This window comes from Bradyrhizobium sp. 25ACV (genome assembly GCF_054863005.1).
The window spans coordinates 217,054-237,350 of sequence record NZ_JAVAYO010000002.1; the positions used below are offsets into that span (position 1 = coordinate 217,054).

Consider the following 20,297-nt stretch of genomic DNA (forward strand, 5'->3'; position numbering starts at 1 on the left):
GGCGAGCTTCTTTCTGCGGCTGAAGGCGCCGACATTCGCCCGCGCATCAGCTCTTTCCCGATCTCGTCACCGAGGTCGGCCCCGATGCGGCTGCGACAATCCTCGTCACTACGAAGCGAGAAAATGCCGCGTCGATCGACAGGGAGCCGCGCATCCGATTGACGGCGATAAGAACACCGCGATCCGACCAGCGAGCCGGGTGGAGACCGGCACTCGCGGCGTGCCCGGCAGCGGAAGTCGGCCGGTCCAGTGCGGAACGGCCGTATGCAGAAACCCGCCGAGCATCGCCGCGAGGCAGCCGAACCGCATTTCTTCGAAGGGTCTCCAGCAAATACGCCAGCCACAGTGGGATCACCGCGCCGGCATAGATTAACCCCAGCAGGAAGAACGCGGAAGCTGTAGGACGTCGCGGGACCCCGGTCGTTGTAAAGGCGCGGGACCGACATACGGGGCTTCCCCTACTTGGAGTGGGGTCTTGACGGCTTCCATTTTCTCAAACAGCGTCGCAAACATCTGCTTTGGCCTTGCCGGCCTGCGGCACCGCATTGGCCTGCTTGATGTTTGTCGGCGTGCCGACCACGTTCATCGCCACCGTGACTATGGCGCAATGCGGCAGCCGCTTCACGCCATAGACGCTGGCCTGATCGGATTTCATGCTCATGTCTTCGCCGTTCTTGCCGACGAAGGGAGCCGTGCCGTCCGGCAGCATGCCCTGATGCTCGCGGCGTTGTGTTCCTTGTCGGCGGCAACGAGGTTGACGGTGTCGCCGGGTTCGATTTTCACCGGCGCCGGCTCGAACACCATGAGGCCGCCATCTGAATCTTTGTTCAGCATCTTGACCTCGATTTCGGCCGCAGCAGCGAAGCTCGTCACGGTCAGCATCGCTGCGGCATCCAGAAGCAGCGCATTGTGCATTGTGATCTCCTGTCGTCTCGCGTTGACGGAGTTCGACGATATCCAGGATGTCAAAGTGACCGAGGAGCACGGATGGAGGGGTAACGCGAGTCCTTGCCGGGAAAAACTCGCGCCGCCCCTTGAAACCTTTTCCGGGCTTCTTAATCTTTTCGGCGTCGCGACCGCGGCGATCGGGATGCTCTCGGGGCCCGCGAATGAGTCGGGCGCCGGACGGTGTCCAAAGCCTGCTCGTACCCATCTTGCTCCAGGGAGGATTTGGCTATGAGGTATGATTGGACTCCCCTCGGGAGATCCGCCATCGGCTTCGACCGTCTTTTCGACGTTCTCGACGAGGTGCAGCGGACTGCCGAGGAGAGCTATCCCCCTTACAACATCGAACGTCTCGACGAGAACCGTTTCCAGATCTCGGTGGCGCTGGCCGGATTCACGCCGGACGAGGTCGCGCTGACGGTCGAGCAGAACGTCCTGACCCTCGAGGGCCACAAGAGCGAGAAGGAAGAGAAGACCTACCTGCATCGCGGCATCTCGGCGCGCAATGTCAAGCGCCAGTTCACGCTCGCCGAGCATGTCGAGGTCAAGGGCGCCCGCTTCGAGAACGGTCTGCTCATCATCGAGCTGCAGCGGGAGATCGCCGAGGCGACGAAGCCGCGCCGCATCGCGATCGACGGCATCGCTGCGAGCAACGTCACACAGATCGGATCCCGGTTCGCCTGATCGGTCCCGAAATCTGAAAAATCCGAAATTGCCGCCGCGAGGACCTGCGCGGCGGATGCTGCAACTCGTCCTGGATCAGGAGGCGACCATGCGGCCGACGACCGCGCCTGAACGACAACATTGTCGATTTCAACTCTTTCCTTCATCCCGGCGCCCGTTCGAGCACCCGCGGGGTGTAGTCTCACGCCCAGGCCTCAGCTTTTCCGGGAAGCGCGCCATCCTGGCCTCATGGGCGCCGGATGCGACCGCGATCGCGTCGTGCCCGTCGCTGCGGGCTCCCGAAGGGCTCAAGGCGGCGGTGACCATCGACGAGATCCTGGAAGCACTCTGCGCGCTGGACGGCGGCCCGCGGCAATTGCATGCCGGCGTCGCTATCACTGTCCCGTGGGCGCCTTCTTCCATGACCGATCGAAGCTGCCGTCCGATCCTCGCTAGCAAGACGCCGCCGGTGACATCCATCGGCATCGCGCAGGATAATGATCGACCCACATCGCCGGCGCCCTGATCAGACATTCCCGCCCGCCGAAGCCAGGCGGCTCGGACTTCCACGACACCTCCAAGGGTGCGAGCTGGCTCAACATGATTGAGATCGAGATCGAACATCTTGCGGGGAAAATGCGTCTATCGCTGGATCGATGATCTAACCGATTGCGCCGCGCGATCACCGCTTGAGAACGGCCGAGGGATGCCGGGATGCTCCCGCATCAAATGGATGTTCGCTACTGACAAGGCCGGCGCCAAAATCGGTCGAAGTCGATCCCAGACCCTTCCAAAGAGTCATGATCGCTATGCAGAGGCACGCGTGCGGTCGGAGGCGGGTAGCGGCGCCCCCAAGCCGCTTATGTCCGAAAGCAAACGGACGGCTTGTCCGAAGCTCGCCAAGCTATCGCGAACGCGACATTGGGCGCGACAAGCCAGAGGCCATGAAGGCCGCTTTGGCACTGGCCTCAATCCTGCAGTCAAGAACGCTGCGTGTGTAAAACGGCGCAACAGCATCAGGAACGCAACGAATTAGGACTGCGATGACGCTCTGCCCGTCGCAGGGTGAGCTTCGACGCATTTCCCTTTCGGTGTGTCGCTGATGCATGCGCTGCGGCGACATGCGTGAAACAGATGTCGTACCCGGTCCACCGAAGGACGGGTGCAAATTTCTGTGCGTGATCAGCCTTCGTTCGATGATGACGCACATTATGGGGTGATGATGCGATTTGAAGTTCTTACCTGGGGGGCCGCAACAGCTGCGCTCGTTGCAAGCGGAGCGGCCAATTCAACAGATCTAAAGCCGGCAGCAAAAGTCCCGCCGAGACTGTGGAGCTGGAGCGGAGGATATATCGGCGGTCACGTCGCTGGGGGCTACGGCCGGACGTCGTTCAGTGATCCCTATGGTCCGTCAATCTACGGGGACGTCGTTGACACGCCTGCATTCCTGGCTGGCGGACAGCTTGGCTACAACTGGCAGAGTGACCGCTGGGTGTTCGGCCTCGAACTGGAGGCGAGCCGTACTGTCTCGGACGGCACAAACACCTGTCTTGCCTTCTCCAGCGTTGCTGTGATCGCAACCTGCAACGCGGGTCCAAGCGTCCTTGCCACGGCAACCGGTCGTGTGGGTTACGCTTTCGGCCCGCACGGCCACACGCTGGCCTACGTCAAAGGCGGCGCCGCTTGGCAAAACAATCGCGGTGCGATCGCCAATCACAACGAATTCCGGGACGGGAACTTTGCCGGCTTCCCGCGGCATACGACGCAGTTCGATGACGGTCGCTTCGGCGGGACTGTCGGCGTCGGCATCGAGCAGCAGCTCACACCCGCCTGGTCCGTCAAATTTGAGTACGACTATATGGGGTTTGCCGGCCCTCGTGTGGCGACCCCTCCAACCGTGCAGCGTCCGCCCCTTGCGATCATTCCTGCCAGCACCAGCAGCCTATCCAGCGATTATCACGTTGGTAAAGTGGGCTTGAATTATCACTTTGGCGTCGATCCGAGGGCGGAATGGGCCGATGCGCCGCTGCACCCCGCAACAGCGACCGCCGAAGCCAAGCCTGTTCTATCGACAGGCGACTGGTCGCTCGAAGGCGGCTCACGGGTCTGGCTCAGCCGGGGAGCTTTCCAGTGGGACTACACAATTCCGCCCCGGTTTCCAGGAGATGAGAGCGTTCCCAGTTCCAGGCTCACCTATCAGGGGCTCGACGGCGTGTCCGGCGAGTTGTTCGGACGCCTTGACAGCCCCTTTGGGATATTCCTGAAGGGCAATATCGGCCTCGGACGCTTCAACAAAGGAAAGATGAACGACGAGGATTCGAGCATCTTGAACCGTGCCTATTCCAACACGTTATCAGGTCAGGCGAACGGACGGTTCGTGTACTACACGGCGGACGCCGGCTACGATTTTCTGCGCGGCAGCACCTACAAGCTGGGCGCATTTATCGGATGGACCTCCTACGGCCAGAAGTCTGATTCGATAGGTTGCGTGCGGATCGCCTCGTCCTCGCCGGCCCGGGCATGCGCGGGGCAGCGGCAGATCATCGGCAGTCAAGACACCAATTGGAATGCGCCGCGCATCGGCCTCAGCGCCGAGGCTTTGGTGCTTGAACGCTGGCGCGTGAGCGCCGACGTAGCTTACCTGCCATGGACCGATTTCACTGGTCGCGACAACCATCTCCTCCGCCCAGCGACAACTTTCTACGATCAGCGCGGAGACGGTGGTGGAGGCCTTCAGGTGGAAGGGGTGCTTTCCTACTTTCTCACCAAGAATGTCAGCATCGGAGTTGGTGGCCGATATTGGTCAATGTGGACCAGGAAGGACAGCGATGTGACCTACAACGCCAATTTAGAGAATACCCGCGTCCAAGGGCCTGGTCTTGCGAAATACCGCATGGAACGATGGGGCACGTTCATCCAGGCCTCCTACAAATTTGACTGACAAGCCAGGTGGCTCTGCACGGTGTTTTGACCGGTTGCGTGCGGCGGCGGTCAGATGTCGTGCGCGACAAGTGATCGCCCTTCCAGAACGCGATGTCGTTCTACGGGACCCTGATAATTGCGCGAAGGCGCGCGACCGACATACGGGAGCTCTCCTACTTGGAGGGAGTCTTGGCGGCTTCCAGTTTCTCGAACAGCGTCGCAAACATCTGCTTGGCTTTGCCGACCTGCGGCACCGCCTTGGCCTGCTCGATGTTGGTCGGCGTGCCGACCACGATCATCGCCACCATGCCCAAGGCGTAATGCGGCACGCACTTCACGCCATAGACGCCCGCCTGATCGAATTTCACGCTCATGTCTTCGCCATTCTTGCCGACGAAGGGAGCCGCGCCGTCCGGCAGCATGCCCTTGATGCTCGCGGCATTGTGTCCCTTGTCGGAGGCAACGAATTTTACGGTGTCGCCGGGCGCGATTTTCACCAGCGCCGGCTCGAACACCATTACGCTGCCGTCAGAACCCTTGTTCAGCATCTTGATCTCGATTTCGGCCGCGGCAGCGAAGCTCGTCATCGTCAGCATCACTGCGGCGGCCAGAAGTAGCGCCTTGTGCATTGCAATTTCCTGTCGTCGCGAGTTGACGGGCCACTAACTAGAGCTGGAAGGCCGGTCGAGATTTGAGCTGACGCAATCTTTCCGAAGAATCTCCCTTTTGTGATCACTCTGGAGCTGCCGCGGAGAGAAAATGCCGGCAATCGACCGTTCGGTCGAGATCCCGCTGTTTACCTGACTTTCACCTGGAGAACTCGAAACTTCGCGTCAGGCGCGCTCCGTCCGCTATGAGAAGGACACCGCTGTCGTCGAGCGGGGCCCGATGCGAAGTTGTTTCTCGTGCTGTTGCACGGCCATTTGCGCGTTGACAACACGACGCCGTGCTGTCCGTCGGTAGCGCGGCAACGGCTGGCGGCGAAATTTGCGGTGCTTGCGGTGAATGCGCTACAGACCGTCGGCCGCCGGCTGCAGGACACCCAGACGCGGGTGCTGGAAATGTCGCGCCAGCCGGTCGAGCAGCGGGTTTCGCATGCTGTTACGCCTTTCCGAGCAGGTCGGCGGCAAGACCGACCCGGGGATCGATATCCTGCATCCGGTCAGCCAAATCCTCGGTGTATGGCGCAACGGGAGTTGGTTGAAGGCGGTCGCCAGTGGATCGTTCTGCGCAACCTCATGAGTCGTTCGGGCTTGCCGAGGCCAGCCGAGGCGGTTTCGGCCAACCTCAACGTAATTTGCGCGGGCTCGCGCAGCCGTTCCAGAAATTTCTCGAGATCGATCCCGTGTTCGCGGTAGGCCTCGTCGACCGCGTGGAAGGTCGCGATCAGGCCGCCGGCGAAATGCATGTTGAAATCGAGGGAGATTCGGATGCTCGAAGGCGAACGCTGTATGATTGTGTCGACAATCAGCTCGATGGTCGGGAACGCGATCTCTATCATGGTGCCGGTCTGCGCGTCTGGCGTTGCCGCCTGTTGTGTTAATGCAAGCAGCACGGCGATGACCGCTTCGCCGGATTGACGGACAACGGCTGCGCGTCGTTCTTGACCTGCGTCAATGCCCCGGCGGCAAGCGTTGCTAGTGTGCACTCTTTGTAGAAGTCTCGCCAAGGCGCTGGATGCGCGACCGTTGCATGCTCCTCAGGCGGGCGAGGGTACCCTGCGAGATGGAAGCAATGGACGAGCGAGCAATGTGGGAAGGGATTTCGACGGCCCCGTACGAGCGAGCGCTCGAGCTCGCTGTGATCGAAGGCAATCGCGTGCATCCGCTGATCTTCGCCTGCCGTCGCACTCCGAGCGGCTGGGTCAATGATACGACCCGTGAGCGGGTTGTCGTCCATCCGACGCACTGGCGTCCATGGCCTTCGAAAGACTAGTTTGCTCCAGCTCCCCTCTTGCCGAAGAGACGGCCAGTCGTGCTATGAGGCGATCACCGTCCCAGTCTCGCAAAGGCGCGTTCGTTTCTGCATCGGGCTACTGAATGACAGCACAAGGCCGATTTTGGCTTCGCTACGGGGCGGCGGCCGCTGCCGTCGCTGCCATATTTTGCGTGCGCCTTGCCTTGCATCATTATTTCGAGGATCGGACCTTCACCGTGATCTATGTTCCGGTCGTGGTCTTTGCGGCATTTGCTGGCGGCCGCGGGCCTGCAATCTTCGCCACTCTGTTGTGTCTTGCGAGCGCCAGCTACTTCCTGGGATCGAGCCTTTACAGCAACCCGGCGAACCTGATCGATGTCTCGTTCTTCGCAGTCATGGGGCTCATCCTCGGCGTGATGGGCGACCGGCTGTTGCGGGAGACGGAAGACGCCCGATATCGGCAGGCGCAGCTCCAGTCGATCCTGGATACCGTCCCGGAAGCCATGGTTCTGATCGATGAGCGGGGCATCATGCGATCCTTCAGCGTCACAGCCGAGCACCTCTTCGGCTGGTCGGCCGCGGAGGCGATCGGAAAGAATGTCTCGATCCTCATGCCCGCGCCGTACCGGCAGGAGCACGATAGCTATCTCGATCGCTACCGCTTTACGGGCGAGCGTCGCATCATCGGGATCGGGCGGATCGTGGTCGGCGAGCGCAAGGATGGCTCGACGTTTCCGATGGAGCTCGCAGTGGGCGAGGCCAAGGCCGGCGCCGAGCGATACTTTACCGGCTTTGTCCGCGACCTGACCGAACGGAGAACCCAGGAGCGCCGGATGCAGGAATTGCAGTCCGAGCTGGTGCACGTGTCGCGGCTGACCGCCATGGGCGAGATGGCGTCCTCGCTCGCGCACGAACTCAATCAGCCATTGTCCGCGATCACAAGTTATCTGCGCGGTGCCGCGACCTTGCTGAAGGCAGGTGAGGTCGACAAGGAGCGCGTGCGCGAGGCCATGGACCGCAGCGCCGACCAGGCGTTGCGCGCCGGCGACATCATCAAGCGCCTGCGGGAGTTCGTCGCCAAAGGCGAGACCGAGCACACCATCGAGAACCCGGCGACGCTGCTCGAGGAGGCGGCGGCGCTGGCCCTGGTCGGCGCCAGGGAACAGGGGGTGCGCGTTTCGCTGCGCTGTGACCACAATCTTCCCGATATCGTCGTCGACAAGGTGCAGATTCAGCAAGTCGCGCTCAACCTCATCAGGAACGGCATCGAGGCGATGGAAACGAGTAGCCGGCGCGAGCTGACCATCGGTGTCATCCGCCAGAACAGGTTCGCATTCTTCTCCGTCACTGATACCGGCGTGGGCATCGCGCCGGAGATCGACGAGAAGCTGTTTCAACCCTTCGTCACCAGCAAGGCAAACGGCATGGGTGTCGGTCTTTCAATCTGCCGAACCATCATCGAAGCACATGGCGGCCGCGTCGCGGCGCGCCCCAATGACGGCGGCGGCACAATATTCGAGTTTACGCTGCCCTTCGCCGAAACGGAGGCGGGCGATGAACGATAAGACCGTCATTCACGTCATCGACGATGACGCTGCGATGCGGGATTCGCTGGCGTTCCTGCTCGACGTCAATGGATACAAGTCACAGGTCTACGAGACGGCCGATGCGTTTCTTGCTGGCGCCGGCGCCGGGACGTTGAGCTGCGTCGTCTCCGATATTCGCATGCCGGGCATAAGCGGCATCGAGCTGGTTAGGAAGCTGAAACGCCAAGGAACATCCAGCGCGGTCATCCTGATCACCGGTCACGGCGACGTCGCGCTCGCCGTGGAGGCGATGAAGGCGGGTGCCGCGGATTTCATCGAAAAGCCGTTCGACGATGCCGCGCTGCTGGGGGCAATCCGCTCTGCGCTGGAGGCGCGGCCCGCGGCAGGAAGCGAGAGCTCGGCGAAGAAGGAGGCTGAAGCGCGGCTTGCCGATCTGTCACCGCGCGAGCGGGATGTCCTGCAGGGGCTTGTGGCAGGCAAAATCAATAAGGTCATTGCGCATGACCTCAGCATCAGTCCGCGCACCGTTGAGGTCTATCGTGCCAACCTCATGGCGAAGACGGGGGCGCGCAGCATGTCCGAACTGATGCGTCTCGCGCTCGCTGCGGGTCTGTGAGGGCTGGGCAACCAGGCATCTCGAAAAGCTTCACAGAGATGCCCCTGAGTGCGCCCTGGTCCGGGACCTTGCGACCGACAAGGCCAAGCGATCTGTTTGATCGGCTAGCGAGCCATCTGACGGGTCTTGCGGAACACGTTGAGATGGCGATGCTCGAACGGAACAACGGAACGGAAAAGTAGGGCCGTCTCAGTTGGCGGCCTCCGCCAGTGACACAGCGACATCATTCCGCTTTTCCATCAGCTGCAGCACGCGCTGCAATCTCCTCGGACCCTCATGATGTGGTGCAACATGATCTCGTCGATGGCCGTACCCATCATGTCACGTCGTGCGGCAGGATGCCGCTTGACTGGGAACAAAGCCTTCAATGCATCGGCTTTCGAGACGATCCCGCCTAGTGGCTCTGCACAGTGATTTTGACAGGTTGGGTCCGGCGGTCAGATTAGCTCCGGCAGGAGTTTCGGATCAATGAGGACCTCGATGCTGCGAGGCGTCCTTGGCTGCCGTCTGATGAGGCCGACGCGTTCCAGCGTCAGCACCATCTGGTGAACCGAAGGCGGGCTGACGCGGAAATATTCCTGCATGTCGGTCTCGACCGGGGGCCTGCGATGCAGCCGGGTATAGAGGTGGATAAAAGCCAGATACTGCCCCTGCGTGGGCGTGAAGAGTTTTGACGAAGGACTCAAGCCGGCCATCCGATTCAGTTGTTCGTGCGTGCCTCGAACGAGGTCGGCACGCCATGAATGTACGCTATCGGGTCGAACTCAGCCAAATCGAGCGCACCGAACTGAGGGCGCTGCTCAGCGGTGGCAAGCAGGCGTCCCGCAAGCTCAAGCGAGCGCAGATTTTGCTGGCCGCCGATGCCGGGACCAGCGACGAGGAGGTCGCAAGGAGCGTTGGCGTAAGCGGCTCGACCGGATATCGGACCAAGCGACGCTTCGTGGAAGGCAATCTGGAGCGGGCGCTGAGCGAAGAGCCGTGCCCCGGAGCGAAGCGCAAACTCACCGGCAAGGAAGAAGCCTTGCTGGTGGCGACCGCCTGTGCCAGTCCCCCAAAGGGCCGTGCGCGCTGGACGCTCAAGCTGCTGGCAGGCGCGAAGGTCAAACTCACCGACAGTGACGGATCCAGGACAGGGGATGTGGGAAAGTTCACGACCCGATCGTGAACTGACGGAACCGTTGAGACTGACGCTGCGATTTGAACGCGTCATGATCCGATCGCGTCGCCAGGCCGGCTGATGAGAATTCTCGGACCCCGATTGTTGAGAGAGTTGTGCTGCGGACGTAAAAGGTGATTTTCGCCCCTGCAGAGCTTCTTCATGAGCCGCTGCGCCGCGCGCGAATCTCGTCGGCGCTTGATCACGACGTCGAGAACGAGGCCATTCTGGTCGACAGCGCGCCAGAACCAATGTTGTTCGCCGGAATCGAGATAAGGACTTCGTCGAGATGTCTTTTGTGGCTGCGAGCGGAGCTAGCGAATCCAATCGGAGTGGATAACGCAAGTACGTTAGATGCCCGACAATATCGGACGAGTGAAACAGCAGTATTAGGGCTAGCATATTGACAGAGAACGATTTCTCCTTTGGCACGGTACGTGCTTAGCCTCCTCTATAAAGGCGCATTAACTGAGGAGAAGTCGTCCGATTCCTACGGAGAAAACGCCGCCGGGGCATGAGCTCACGACAACCCGACGATGTGCCAAGTGCCAGCGGTGGAGGCCGGGCGCTCCGAAACCCCGGCCATCTCCGTACCCAGCCTCCTCCTCAACCCTAGCCGGGAGCAAAATAGATGAGGCAACCCATCACACTCGGGAGCATCGATATGTGCGGCAATACGCAGTGTCACTTTGATCGTCGCGCCGCACGTGGAGGGCATCAGCTCGGATGGACGGCGGCCGGCACGTCCGAATGGGGACCTGGCGATTTTGATAGGTTGTGTCGCCGAGCGTCACATGTGAGAGTTCACTGACGGGGTCGGCCACAACATCAAGCCATTGCTTCCGCAGAACGTGTCCGGACGACATGCGCACTAGCGTCTCAAATCCTTGTTAAAGGGAGTATCACATGACTAACGCCAAAGCGCTCCTTCAGGAGCGGTCCCGGCCCATGCCAGCGGACCTTCCACTTCCGGCAGTGGCACCTCCGACTATTAAGTGGCCCAAGGGCTCTCTCCCGAATGACAGCGCTTATGCCGGCTATCTCACCTGAGTCTATCCGATTATGCCTACTTGGCGCCGCCCCTCAGACGAGGGGCGGACGAGTTATAAAACAATGCTCAAGGCCTGCCTGAGGATACGCGACCTTGAACTCTTTGATCCTGTGGCCAATGGCTCTTCAATATCAATTGGCGACAGTTATATTGACCCTTTCCATCATCAGAGTCTCGAGAGCTTTCTCCTCAAGACGTCTGAACAATGGTTCGTCGTCACGCGAGAGCGCCTGCGATCGGAAGCTCACTTGAGCGCCCCGATTGCTGTCGCCGCCAACGTCTCTGCCGATCACTTTCGCCAGTGCTATCAGGAGAGCCTGAATTGGCCTCTCGACTTCATTATCGTCGAGGCGGCCCGCAGCGGCGGCCGGCTCCGTGTGCGAGCTGGCCAATTGGGGAGCCTGCCGATCTATTTCACCGTTGAGGAACGCATTCGCTCGGTGACGCTTTCCTGGGACTTTGCTGATTTCTTGCGTGAATCGCGCGCGCTTGACACCGAAGTGATCGCGCATCATCTGGCGATGAGAACGTTCTACTCTGCACGGCAAGCCTGCCTCGGCGTTAACCTACTAACAGTTGGCGCGAGCTTATACGTCGACACGTCGGACACACTGTTTGATTGCGGCCCAAGACGATCACTACCTGATGCGCACGCTAGGTTAACGACCACCGATGCGATTCGTGAGTTTCATCAATTGCTGCATGAGGTTGTCGTTTCTCGACCAACCAACTGTGGTGCAAGTGCGGTGGAATTGAGCGGAGGAATGGATTCCGCTTCCGTCGCGATCGCTGTCGGCGAGGGCGTCGGATCGTTAACATGTGGGGGCATACTACTGGGTGATGAGAGTAGCCCCAACCAGACTGATAGACGAAATAGTATTGTGGCCGCACTGAATTGCCGCGACTACGCGATCGAAATGAACGCCCACATGCCGGCGATTGATCTGAATCTCGACTTAATCCACCATCTGCCACTTGTTTCGGAATATTACCTTGAGGCGTTCGACGCACTTTGGGGTAGGTTTCGTGACGCGGGTTGCGAGATAATCTGGTCCGGTATAGGAGGAGATGAGCTCTTCTTTCGCTACTCTGGCGAGGATGGTGAAGCAAGGTCTCCGTCGTCACGTTGCTTCGATATCGCCGTTGGACATGCGGAAGCCTTGCTAACGAGACGCGGCCTTGATGCCGCGCGTTCGTCTTTCCTATTTAGCGCGCCTCCTGGCGTCATCGCGTCAACGACTCTTATAGGGAAACTGTGTCATGCTCGACCTCTCGCGATGCGAGGACTTTGGCCAGTGACCCCGCTAGGCGATCCGCGATTGATCAACTTTTCAGCGACCCTACCGCTCGAACTTCGAGCAAACAAGCAGATGCTCCGTCTTTGCATGCGTGTCCGTAACGGCCTTGAGATGTTTCCGCGAGACTATAAGAAGGAGAGTTTCGAGCTTGTATTGCCAAGGGCGATTTCCGCGCGGGCGGACTCACTTGCATGCCAGCTAAAGTCTTGCGCATTGGCGGACTTAGGCTTGGTTTCGCCAGATTCGGTTATGACGCTTCTGAACAAGGTAATAGCAACGCGCGAATTTTCTGCGACGAGTGCCTTGGTGCGTTTTCTGTGGGCGGAGCGTTTCGCCCGGCAACTTGGTTGATGGTGTCCGTCCGACGCAGCGGCTGAATTCTGAGGCTTAATCGTCCAAAAGAATATCAAAGAATATCAATGACATGGAGCGTGGAGTCATACTCCTCGTAGGTGCCAAGCATGGTTTGGCCAAGTGCCAAATTGTGCACGGGATCGATGACCGAGGGCGATTCGTAAGTTGGTGAAATGGACCCAGCAAACAGTACTTCTTCGTCCCGCTCGTCACGTCGGAACGTTCGGTCCGCGCACCATTTGACAAGTTGCGTGCGGCGGGCCGCAAGCCGCTGTTCGGCTAGACCGCCTGCAGGCGTTCGATCACTTCATGAGCGAATGGCGACTGCATCGTCTTGTACACCTCGACGAACTTGCGTCGGTGCGCCAGACAAAAAGCCAGCTGGATCGCGCCGCCATGATTGCGCGCCAGCGCCTTGTAGGCGGCATAGCCGTCGACCTGCAGAATGCCGGAAAAGCCGTCAATTGCACGGCAATCTTGTCGGTGCCGCGGCCGTCGGCGAACACATAGGCGACCGCCGGCGGCGACGGGCCGCCCCGTGGGCGATCATCGATCGCATGCGCCCAGAACTGGCAGATGCGGGTGCGATGTCGCCCAGGATCAAGCACCGGGCATCGGCGTCTCGTCGCAGAACAGCCGCGGCGAGGCCTGGATCGTCTTGAGTTGCAACTGATAGAGGCTCTCGAGCCACCATGCGGCACGCTTCACCCAGCCGGCGAGCGTCGCGCGGTCGAGATGAATGCCCTGGCCGGCCAGCATCTGCACCTGCCGATACAGCGGCAGATACCAGGCGAACTTCGACACCACCACGTGGGTCACCAGCGCCGTCGAGGCCATGCCGCCCTCGATCAGCCGCGGCAGCACCTTCGCCTGTACCACGCCGTCGGTGCAGCCGCGGCAGGCATATTTGGGACGGATCGTGCGCAGCACCCGCAGAGCGCCGGGATCACGTCCAGCACCTCGCTCACGTCTTCGCCGATCTTGTGCAGACCGCCGTCGCAGCACGGGCACGCCGTCGCGTCCGGCTCGAGCACCTGCTCGTAGCGCGGCAAGTGCTTGGGCAGCGCGCCGATGTTGCGCCTCGCCTTCTTGCGCGGCTTGCCGAGCGGCTTCGTCGCAGGGGCATCGTCGTTCGCAGACAGAGGCGGCGTGGCGCCGGTCGCGAGATCGTCCAGCTCGAGCGCGAGTTGCTCGGCGACGATCGCCGCAAGCCGCTCCGAACGCTTGCCGAAGATCATCTCCTTGAGCGTCTGCATCGCCACGCGCCGCATCTCATTCTCGGCGTCGAGCGCGAGCACCATCTCGGTCAGAGCCGCTGCGTCAGTCGGGAGAGCTTCGGGACGAATCGCCATGACAAAACGATACATGCGTTCGCCATCGGCTCCAGCGAAATCCTCGCCTCTCAGCCGACAACGGCCGGCCGCGGCACAGGGCTTGGGTGAAACACGCGTCCATGCTGAACCGTCTCCTTGAGACATTCGTACAAGACAGCCTCTTCGCGGTCGCGGGTTTGATTGCGCGATCATCCAGCGATGGCGCGACCGCTCCTTGAACTGGATCAAGTGATAGCGACAGTTGATCGAGATCAACGCGCGCACCGTTCCCCCGGGCTAAGGATCTCTTAGCGAAACCGGGAGGCGGGACATGCCCCAAATATTGGAAGTGGTCCACGCCGTAGTCGGCTTTGCCGCGATCGCCTAAAGAATGGACCTTGCGTTCGAAGGCCTATGTCTTACGGCCTTTATCGCCGCCAATCGGCTGGCGACCGCGCCCTTTCTCTTTTGCTCGCCTTATGGCGTCTTCGGGCTGTCCACTTATGGACGGCTGGATGGTTCGGTCGGAGCCATCCGAGAAGTGAAGACAAGCCGCGTCGCGCCTTCAGCGTCTCGGCCGATCGCGTCCGTCATGCAACACAGTGAACGAGTTGGACCCGGAGCCGGCTGCAGTCGACAGGCGAGGTGGAGCCATGGTTTAACCCGCGAGCTTTCCGGGCAGTTCCCGACGCTTGATGTTGGGTTATCGTTGCAAATGAAGGCTGGGGTCTTGGTCCCGTTGTGAGTTTCGTTGCTGTCATCCTGATCATCGGCTTTGCCGTTGTTGCAGTGGGATGGGCGATCGGGCGCGATGTCTGATTGATCTTGCTCAAGGACTTCGCTCCGGTTCTGAGCAACATGTCGGCAAATAGGAGAACATAATGCCCTTATTTGAGGTGCGCTTCATCAAGACCGTCTGCGACGACACTGGGCACGAGCATCGTGCTTGCCAGGCGGCGTTCACCATCGAAGCTCCGTCCCTGACGGAAGCGGTGCGACGATCGGAAGCGGACTTCTGCAGGCAGAGGCACGTCCACGACTGGACGATCTTCGCGGATGCCGTCGAATTCCGGGCGCCGACCGCGCTGGAGCGGGCCCGGGCCCCCTAGCAAGGTCGATGCGTCTTGAACCCCGTCGTGCGCCGCTATGCGGGCCACAATGTGCCGCGCTATACGTCTTATCCGACTGCCGTCGATTTCTCGCCTGAGGTTGGCGCGAAAGACCACGAGACTTGGCTCGCCGGCCTCAACGCGCGTCAGGCCGTCTCGGTCTATCTTCACGTGCCTTATTGCCGAAAGATATGCCTGTACTGCGGTTGCAACACCAAGATGGCGGTACGTGCCGATGTGATCGATGGCTATCGCCGCGCGCTTGAAGCCGAGATCGATCTTGTTGCGAGCCTGGTCGGGGCGAGGCCCAAAATTGCCAGGCTGCACTGGGGCGGCGGCACGCCCGGCATTCTCGGACCTAGCGGCTTGCGATCCGTCGTCGCCGCACTCCGCCGTCAATTCCCGTTCGCCAACGGCCTCGAGCACGCGATCGAACTCGATCCACGTCACGTGACTGTCGCCTTCGTGGGCGCCCTGGCGGAACTCGGCGTCGGCCGTGCAAGTCTGGGCGTGCAGGACGTCAATCCTTTAGTCCAGGCCGCGATCGGCCGCCTTCAGCCACGCGTTGTCATCGAGGCGGCCGTCGAGCGATTGCGGTCGGCCGGAATCGGAAATTTGAACGTCGATCTGATGTATGGGCTGCCGCTGCAGACCGCCGACTCGGTTCGAAAGACCTGCGCCTCGGTTGCGGCGATGGGGCCGGACCGCATCGCCTGTTTCGGCTATGCGCATCTGCCGCGGTTCAAGGCCAACCAGCGGCGGATCGACGAAGCCGGGCTGCCGTCGCAGGATCAGCGCATCGAGCAGGCCGAGGTCATGTCCGAGGAGCTGATTTCCGCCGGCTATGTGAGAATCGGCATCGATCATTTTGCCAGGCCTGGCGATACGCTCGCAAGGGCTGCGGCAGGCGGGAAGCTGCATCGCAATTTCCAGGGTTATACCGAGGATGCCAGCGGCGTCCTTCTTGGGCTCGGCGCCTCCTCGATATCGACTTTCGCGGACGGCTTCGTGCAGAACGTCACGGATGTTCCAAGATATGTCGGCGCCATCGCTGCCGGCTCACTCGCCTCTGCCAGGGGGTGCCGGCGCGATGAAAACGACCGACAGCGCGCGCGAATCATCGAGCGGCTGATGTGCGATTTCGCCGTCGATCTCGATGCCGTCGCGCCAAATGCCGATTTTCGCGATGAAATGGCGATGCTGAGGCCGATGCAATCGGACGGACTGGTCAAATTCGACGGCGCGAGATTGACGGTAACGGACGCCGGCCGGCTCGTCGTTCGCGTCATCGCCGCAACTTTCGATACCTATGGATGCTCGCGCGCCGCACAGTTCAGCAAGGCAATTTGATCTGCATCAACGACAATGTCCCTTGGCGGATGTAACACATCATCGAAAAAGGGACCCAAATCGTCAAATGTTGATTGAAGCGGCCGGCAAGACGTGCAGCACCCTGTTCGGCAATCTCCGTGACCGTTTGAAGGGCGCCATGGATCGCAGGAACGAGTTGCAGCGGCTGGACCCGCGGGAGATTGACGTTATCGCGCGCGAGCTGAATCTTTCCAGGACGGAGTTCGCTGCGCTGATCTTGAAGCCTTCGGGGTCGCTTCAGTCCCTGAGCAGGCGCCTCTCCCATGCGGGCCTTGCCGAGGACGACCTGGAAGCATCTCACGGTGACGTGCTCCGCGATCTGCGACGCGTGTGCTGCCAATGCTCGTCCAAGGCGCGCTGCGCCCGGGACTTGAATCACGAGCGGCAAGCGAGCCCAGCAAAATACTGCCCAAATGAGCAGACGCTGCGGGCGTTGGCGGACGATGTGAAGCGGTGCGCCCCACCGGTTCTGCCGGCCCCCGCCACCCGCAATTGATGTCGATCAACCCGGGCGCCGCGCGTGCCTCCCTGATCCACTCATCGAGGATGTCGCACCATGACGAACGTCTCCGCTGGCGCAAAATCGATGACGATCGGAGAAACGGTGTTGTGGCCGCTGTTTGCGGTGCTCGCATTCCTGTGCCTGATCGGTGCGGGATTCGCGCATGACGCCCCGTTCGCCTTTCACGCGTCGCTTGGATGCGCCGCCAGCATCGCGGCTGCGTTTGCGATCCTCAACCGCTACTATGATCGCCCCGCCAAACTGCCGCCGCAGGAGATCAACGGGCGTCCCAACTACAACATGGGTCCGATCAAGTTCGCATCGGTGGCGGCGATGTTCTGGGGCATTGCCGGCTTTGCCGTCGGGCTGATCATCGCCTCGCAACTGGCATGGCCCGCGCTTAATCTCGATTTGCCCTGGACCACCTTCGGCCGCCTGCGTCCGCTGCACACGTCGGCCGTGATCTTCGCGTTCGGCGGCAACGTCCTGATCGCGACCTCGTTCTACGTCGTGCAGAAGACCTGCCGCACGCGGCTTGCCGGCGATCTCGCGCCCTGGTTCGTCGTGCTCGGTTACAACTTCTTTATCCTGATCGCCGGCACCGGCTATCTGCTCGGCGTCACCCAGTCCAAGGAATATGCGGAGCCCGAGTGGTGCGCCGATCTTTGGCTGACCATCGTTTGGGTGACTTATCTGCTGGTGTTCCTGATGACGCTGGTCAAGCGCAAGGAACCGCACATCTTCGTCGCCAACTGGTTCTACCTGGCGTTCATCGTCACAATTGCCGTGCTCCATCTCGGCAATAATCCGGCGCTGCCGGTATCTGTCTTCGGCTCGAAGTCGTATGTCGCCTGGGGCGGCGTGCAGGATGCAATGTTCCAATGGTGGTACGGCCATAACGCGGTCGGCTTCTTTCTCACCGCCGGCTTCCTTGCGATCATGTACTATTTCATCCCGAAGCGCGCCGAGCGGCCGATCTATTCCTATCGGCTTTCCATCATCCATTTCTGGGCGCTGATCTTCCTCTACATCTGGGCCGGCCCGCACCATCTGCACTATACCGCGCTGCCTGACTGGGCGCAGACGCTGGGCATGACCTTTTCGATCATGCTGTGGATGCCCTCCTGGGGCGGCATGATCAACGGGCTCATGACCTTGTCCGGCGCCTGGGACAAGCTGCGCACCGATCCGGTGCTGCGCATGCTCGTCGTCTCCGTCGCCTTTTACGGCATGTCGACGTTCGAAGGCCCGATGATGGCGATCAAGGTCGTCAACTCGCTCAGCCATTACACCGACTGGACCATCGGCCACGTGCATTCCGGCGCGCTCGGCTGGGTTGGCTTCGTCTCCTTCGGCGCGCTCTACTGCCTGGTGCCGTGGGCGTGGAATCGCAACGGACTCTACAGCCTGAAGCTGGTCAACTGGCACTTCTGGATCGCCACCATCGGCATCGTGCTCTACATTTCCGCCATGTGGGTGTCGGGAATCCTGCAGGGCCTGATGTGGCGCGCTTACACCTCGCTCGGCTTCCTTGAATATTCCTTTATCGAGACCGTCGAGGCCATGCATCCCTTCTACATCATCCGTGCAGCCGGCGGCGCGTTGTTCCTGATCGGCGCGCTGATCATGGCCTTCAATCTCTGGATGACCGTCAGGGCCGGCGAAGCCGAGGTGGCACGAGCCGCCGGACGGCTCCAGCCTGCCGAGTAGGTCATCCCATGTCCTTCTGGAATCGACACAAGATCTTCGAGAAGAACGCGACCATCCTGATCGGTGGAATCCTCGTGGTCATCGCGATCGGTGGTCTCGTCGAGATCACGCCGCTGTTCTACCTCAAGAGTACGATCGAGGTGGTCGACGGTGTCCGTCCCTATACGCCGCTCGAGCTTGCCGGGCGCAACATCTATGTCCGCGAGGGTTGCTATCTCTGCCATTCGCAGATGATTCGCCCATTGCGCGACGAAGTGGAGCGCTACGGCCACTACTCGCTGGCCGCCGAGAGCATGTACGATCACCCCTTCCAGTGGGGATCGAAGCGGACGGGTCCCGATCTCGCCCGCGTCGGCGCCAAATATTCCGATGATTGGCATGTCCGGCACCTGATCAATCCGCGGGCGATCGTCCCGCAATCGGTGATGCCGGGGTATCCATCGCTGGCTGCGACCGAACTCGAGCTTGAGGACGTCGCCGCGCATCTGCGCACCAGCCGCGCGATCGGCGTACCCTATACTGACGCCCAGATCGCCAATGCCAAAGCCGACCTCAAGGCTCAGCTCGATCCCGATGGTGCGGATGCCGAAGCGTTCCAGAGGCGCTATCCAAATGCAGTTGTCCGCAACTTCGACGGCAAGGCGGGCGAACCCACCGAACTCGATGCGCTGGTCGCTTACCTGCAGATGCTGGGGACGCTGGTCGACTTCAAGCTCTATGACGAAAAAGCCAATCTGCGGTGAAGGTGATTTGTGATGAAGGCGATTGTCTCCGTTGACAACCTGGTGTCGCAGTTCGTGCTCAATTTCTGGACGCCGATCTTCGTCGGCATCTTCCTTGCCATCGTCTTTCACGCGCTGCGTCCCCGCAACAAGGTGCCGTTCGATGCCGCGGCGAAAATGCCGCTGCGGGAGGATTGACAGATGAGCGCGCACAACGACATCGACCGCGTGTCCGGCCGGTTGACCACGGGCCACGAATGGGACGGCATCAAGGAGCTGAACACGCCGCTTCCCCGCTGGTGGGTGCTGACTTTCTATGCCACCATTATCTGGGCCTTCGGCTATTGGGTGGTCTATCCGGCGTGGCCGCTGGTGAGCGGTTATACGACCGGCGTCCTGCACACCACCAATCGCGCCGCCGTTACCGCGAATCTCGCCCAACTCGAAGCTTTGCGCGGCGAAAAGATGGAGGCGCTTGGCACCGCGTCTCTTGCCGACATCGAGAAGGACCCAGCCCTCCTGGCCTTGGCGCGGGCGCGGGGCAAGGCGGTGTTCGGCGACAATTGTGCGCCCTGTCACGGTAGCGGCGCCGCCGGCGCGAAGGGCTATCCGAATCTGAACGACGACGACTGGCTCTGGGGCGGCACGCTCGACCAGATCATGCAGACCATCCAGTTCGGCGCGCGATCCGGGAACGCGAAGGCGCATGAAGGCCAGATGCTCGCCTTCGGGCGCGATGGCATCTTGAAGAAGGACGAGATCGTCATGGTTGCCAATTACGTGCGCTCGCTCTCGGGACTTTCGACCGCGGCCGGCTATGACCCGGCCGCCGGCAAGACGATCTTTGCCGAGAACTGCGTGAGCTGTCACGGCGAGGATGGCAAGGGCAATCAGGAGTTCGGCGCGCCGAACCTGACCGACCAGATCTGGCTCTATGGCTCGGACGAGTCCATCCTTGTGGAGACGATCACCAAGGGCCGCGCTGGCGTCATGCCCGCCTGGAGCGGACGGCTGGACCCGGTCACGACCAAGGCGCTCGCAGTCTACGTCCACTCGCTGGGCGGCGGCAAATAGCAATCCCGGGCGAGGTTTGAGCGGTTC

At 61.0% G+C, this 20,297-nt stretch carries 20 protein-coding genes and 3 pseudogenes; 14 read left to right on the top strand and 9 right to left on the bottom strand.

All coding sequences use genetic code 11. The features are described from left to right. Positions 1-108 precede the first annotated feature (108 nt). The 3 genes from RAD04_RS04780 to RAD04_RS04790 all read right to left on the bottom strand — a co-directional run bounded on the left by RAD04_RS04780 (position 109) and on the right by RAD04_RS04790 (position 915). On the bottom strand, positions 109-309 hold the full coding sequence (locus RAD04_RS04780; protein WP_461622850.1) for an NnrS family protein: 201 nt from the start codon (positions 307-309) through the stop codon (positions 109-111). Between the two features lie 184 nt (positions 310-493). Further along, a complete protein-coding gene (locus RAD04_RS04785; RefSeq protein WP_461622851.1) occupies positions 494-709 on the bottom strand; it encodes a cupredoxin domain-containing protein in 216 nt (71 codons plus the stop codon). Beyond that, positions 658-915, bottom strand: a complete 258-nt coding sequence (locus RAD04_RS04790; protein ID WP_461622852.1) for a cupredoxin domain-containing protein — start codon at positions 913-915, stop codon at positions 658-660. Before RAD04_RS04790 ends, RAD04_RS04785 begins: the two co-directional genes overlap by 52 nt. A 261-nt stretch (positions 916-1,176) precedes the next feature. Between RAD04_RS04790 and RAD04_RS04795 the strand changes: the two genes are divergently transcribed. The 3 genes from RAD04_RS04795 to RAD04_RS04805 all read left to right on the top strand — a co-directional run bounded on the left by RAD04_RS04795 (position 1,177) and on the right by RAD04_RS04805 (position 4,549). After that, entirely contained in the window at positions 1,177-1,629 is a 453-nt protein-coding gene (locus RAD04_RS04795; protein ID WP_375848166.1) for an Hsp20 family protein, read from the top strand. 55 nt (positions 1,630-1,684) lie between these two features. Next, positions 1,685-2,134 (top strand): hypothetical protein, encoded by a 450-nt coding sequence (locus RAD04_RS04800; protein ID WP_461622853.1) that lies wholly within the window; start codon positions 1,685-1,687, stop codon positions 2,132-2,134. Between the two features lie 648 nt (positions 2,135-2,782). Then, entirely contained in the window at positions 2,783-4,549 is a 1,767-nt protein-coding gene (locus RAD04_RS04805) for an outer membrane protein (protein ID WP_461622854.1), read from the top strand. A 154-nt stretch (positions 4,550-4,703) separates the two neighbouring features. Here RAD04_RS04805 and RAD04_RS04810 read toward each other — a convergent pair whose 3' ends face one another. Next, positions 4,704-5,159: a pseudoazurin gene (locus RAD04_RS04810; protein WP_270163375.1), complete on the bottom strand. Its 456-nt coding sequence runs from the start codon at positions 5,157-5,159 to the stop codon at positions 4,704-4,706. 533 nt (positions 5,160-5,692) lie between these two features. Continuing rightward, positions 5,693-6,085 carry a hypothetical protein gene (locus tag RAD04_RS04815; RefSeq protein WP_270163374.1) on the bottom strand — a complete coding sequence of 131 codons (393 nt, stop codon included), beginning with the start codon at positions 6,083-6,085 and terminating at the stop codon, positions 5,693-5,695. Positions 6,086-6,569: 484 nt separating this feature from the next. Here RAD04_RS04815 and RAD04_RS04820 point away from each other — a divergent pair, with 484 nt between their 5' ends. Then, positions 6,570-8,012: a PAS domain S-box protein gene (locus RAD04_RS04820; protein ID WP_461622855.1), complete on the top strand. Its 1,443-nt coding sequence runs from the start codon at positions 6,570-6,572 to the stop codon at positions 8,010-8,012. Then, positions 8,002-8,610, top strand: coding sequence for a response regulator FixJ (fixJ, locus tag RAD04_RS04825; protein ID WP_461623160.1), 609 nt, complete (start codon positions 8,002-8,004; stop codon positions 8,608-8,610). The genes RAD04_RS04820 and fixJ overlap by 11 nt, the downstream gene beginning before the upstream one ends. 437 nt (positions 8,611-9,047) lie before the next feature. Here fixJ and RAD04_RS04830 read toward each other — a convergent pair whose 3' ends face one another. Beyond that, positions 9,048-9,305, bottom strand: a complete 258-nt coding sequence (locus RAD04_RS04830) for a LexA family protein (protein WP_461622856.1) — start codon at positions 9,303-9,305, stop codon at positions 9,048-9,050. A gap of 44 nt (positions 9,306-9,349) precedes the next feature. Between RAD04_RS04830 and RAD04_RS04835 the strand changes: the two are divergent. Next, positions 9,350-9,724 (top strand): annotated as a pseudogene (locus RAD04_RS04835) (helix-turn-helix domain-containing protein); the annotation flags it as partial. On the opposite strand, the pseudogene RAD04_RS04840 reads toward RAD04_RS04835, so the two are convergent. Next, a pseudogene (locus RAD04_RS04840) lies at positions 9,725-10,073 on the bottom strand (DDE-type integrase/transposase/recombinase); the annotation flags it as partial. An 806-nt stretch (positions 10,074-10,879) separates the two neighbouring features. Between RAD04_RS04840 and RAD04_RS04845 the strand changes: the two are divergent. Next, a complete protein-coding gene (locus RAD04_RS04845) occupies positions 10,880-12,466 on the top strand; it encodes an asparagine synthetase B family protein (protein ID WP_461622857.1) in 1,587 nt (528 codons plus the stop codon). 282 nt (positions 12,467-12,748) lie between these two features. Here the strand turns inward: RAD04_RS04845 and RAD04_RS04850 are convergent. Both RAD04_RS04850 and RAD04_RS04855 read right to left on the bottom strand, forming a co-directional pair. After that, positions 12,749-13,306, bottom strand: a pseudogene (locus tag RAD04_RS04850) (IS66 family transposase). An 11-nt stretch (positions 13,307-13,317) separates the two neighbouring features. After that, the gene (locus RAD04_RS04855; RefSeq protein ID WP_461622858.1) at positions 13,318-14,058 is read right to left on the bottom strand and encodes an IS66 family transposase; all 741 of its coding nucleotides are present in this window, start codon (positions 14,056-14,058) and stop codon (positions 13,318-13,320) included. A 605-nt stretch (positions 14,059-14,663) separates the two neighbouring features. On the opposite strand from RAD04_RS04855, the gene RAD04_RS04860 reads away from it, so the two are divergent. From RAD04_RS04860 to ccoP, 7 genes are all read left to right on the top strand, one after another. Continuing rightward, positions 14,664-14,891 carry a hypothetical protein gene (locus RAD04_RS04860; protein ID WP_270163367.1) on the top strand — a complete coding sequence of 76 codons (228 nt, stop codon included), beginning with the start codon at positions 14,664-14,666 and terminating at the stop codon, positions 14,889-14,891. A 15-nt stretch (positions 14,892-14,906) separates the two neighbouring features. After that, positions 14,907-16,241, top strand: coding sequence for an oxygen-independent coproporphyrinogen III oxidase (gene hemN, locus RAD04_RS04865; RefSeq protein WP_461622859.1), 1,335 nt, complete (start codon positions 14,907-14,909; stop codon positions 16,239-16,241). Between the two features lie 67 nt (positions 16,242-16,308). After that, a complete protein-coding gene (locus tag RAD04_RS04870) occupies positions 16,309-16,758 on the top strand; it encodes a hypothetical protein (RefSeq protein WP_461622860.1) in 450 nt (149 codons plus the stop codon). Positions 16,759-16,848: 90 nt separating this feature from the next. Beyond that, positions 16,849-18,474 carry a cytochrome-c oxidase, cbb3-type subunit I gene (gene ccoN, locus RAD04_RS04875; RefSeq protein ID WP_461623161.1) on the top strand — a complete coding sequence of 542 codons (1,626 nt, stop codon included), beginning with the start codon at positions 16,849-16,851 and terminating at the stop codon, positions 18,472-18,474. Between the two features lie 8 nt (positions 18,475-18,482). Continuing rightward, positions 18,483-19,217 (top strand): cytochrome-c oxidase, cbb3-type subunit II, encoded by a 735-nt coding sequence (ccoO, locus tag RAD04_RS04880; RefSeq protein ID WP_375848175.1) that lies wholly within the window; start codon positions 18,483-18,485, stop codon positions 19,215-19,217. Between the two features lie 12 nt (positions 19,218-19,229). Further along, positions 19,230-19,394, top strand: a complete 165-nt coding sequence (locus RAD04_RS04885) for a cbb3-type cytochrome c oxidase subunit 3 (protein WP_461622861.1) — start codon at positions 19,230-19,232, stop codon at positions 19,392-19,394. Positions 19,395-19,397: 3 nt separating this feature from the next. Next, complete coding sequence (gene ccoP, locus RAD04_RS04890; RefSeq protein WP_461622862.1) at positions 19,398-20,270, top strand: cytochrome-c oxidase, cbb3-type subunit III; 873 nt, start codon at positions 19,398-19,400, stop codon at positions 20,268-20,270. The last annotated feature ends 27 nt before the right edge of the window (positions 20,271-20,297 follow it).

What these genes read in the sequence shown, in the direction of transcription:
- RAD04_RS04780 (WP_461622850.1), bottom strand. Translation starts at nt 309, where the DNA reads ATGCGGTTCGGCTGCCTCGCGGCGATGCTCGGCGGGTTTCTGCATACG.
- RAD04_RS04785 (WP_461622851.1), bottom strand. Translation starts at nt 709, where the DNA reads ATGCTGCCGGACGGCACGGCTCCCTTCGTCGGCAAGAACGGCGAAGAC.
- RAD04_RS04790 (WP_461622852.1), bottom strand. Translation starts at nt 915, where the DNA reads ATGCACAATGCGCTGCTTCTGGATGCCGCAGCGATGCTGACCGTGACG.
- RAD04_RS04795 (WP_375848166.1), top strand. Translation starts at nt 1,177, where the DNA reads ATGAGGTATGATTGGACTCCCCTCGGGAGATCCGCCATCGGCTTCGAC.
- RAD04_RS04800 (WP_461622853.1), top strand. Translation starts at nt 1,685, where the DNA reads ATGCTGCAACTCGTCCTGGATCAGGAGGCGACCATGCGGCCGACGACC.
- RAD04_RS04810 (WP_270163375.1), bottom strand. Translation starts at nt 5,159, where the DNA reads ATGCACAAGGCGCTACTTCTGGCCGCCGCAGTGATGCTGACGATGACG.
- RAD04_RS04820 (WP_461622855.1), top strand. Translation starts at nt 6,570, where the DNA reads ATGACAGCACAAGGCCGATTTTGGCTTCGCTACGGGGCGGCGGCCGCT.
- fixJ (WP_461623160.1), top strand. Translation starts at nt 8,002, where the DNA reads ATGAACGATAAGACCGTCATTCACGTCATCGACGATGACGCTGCGATG.
- RAD04_RS04830 (WP_461622856.1), bottom strand. Translation starts at nt 9,305, where the DNA reads ATGGCCGGCTTGAGTCCTTCGTCAAAACTCTTCACGCCCACGCAGGGG.
- RAD04_RS04845 (WP_461622857.1), top strand. Translation starts at nt 10,880, where the DNA reads ATGCTCAAGGCCTGCCTGAGGATACGCGACCTTGAACTCTTTGATCCT.
- RAD04_RS04860 (WP_270163367.1), top strand. Translation starts at nt 14,664, where the DNA reads ATGCCCTTATTTGAGGTGCGCTTCATCAAGACCGTCTGCGACGACACT.
- RAD04_RS04870 (WP_461622860.1), top strand. Translation starts at nt 16,309, where the DNA reads ATGTTGATTGAAGCGGCCGGCAAGACGTGCAGCACCCTGTTCGGCAAT.
- ccoN (WP_461623161.1), top strand. Translation starts at nt 16,849, where the DNA reads ATGACGATCGGAGAAACGGTGTTGTGGCCGCTGTTTGCGGTGCTCGCA.
- ccoO (WP_375848175.1), top strand. Translation starts at nt 18,483, where the DNA reads ATGTCCTTCTGGAATCGACACAAGATCTTCGAGAAGAACGCGACCATC.
- RAD04_RS04885 (WP_461622861.1), top strand. Translation starts at nt 19,230, where the DNA reads ATGAAGGCGATTGTCTCCGTTGACAACCTGGTGTCGCAGTTCGTGCTC.
- ccoP (WP_461622862.1), top strand. Translation starts at nt 19,398, where the DNA reads ATGAGCGCGCACAACGACATCGACCGCGTGTCCGGCCGGTTGACCACG.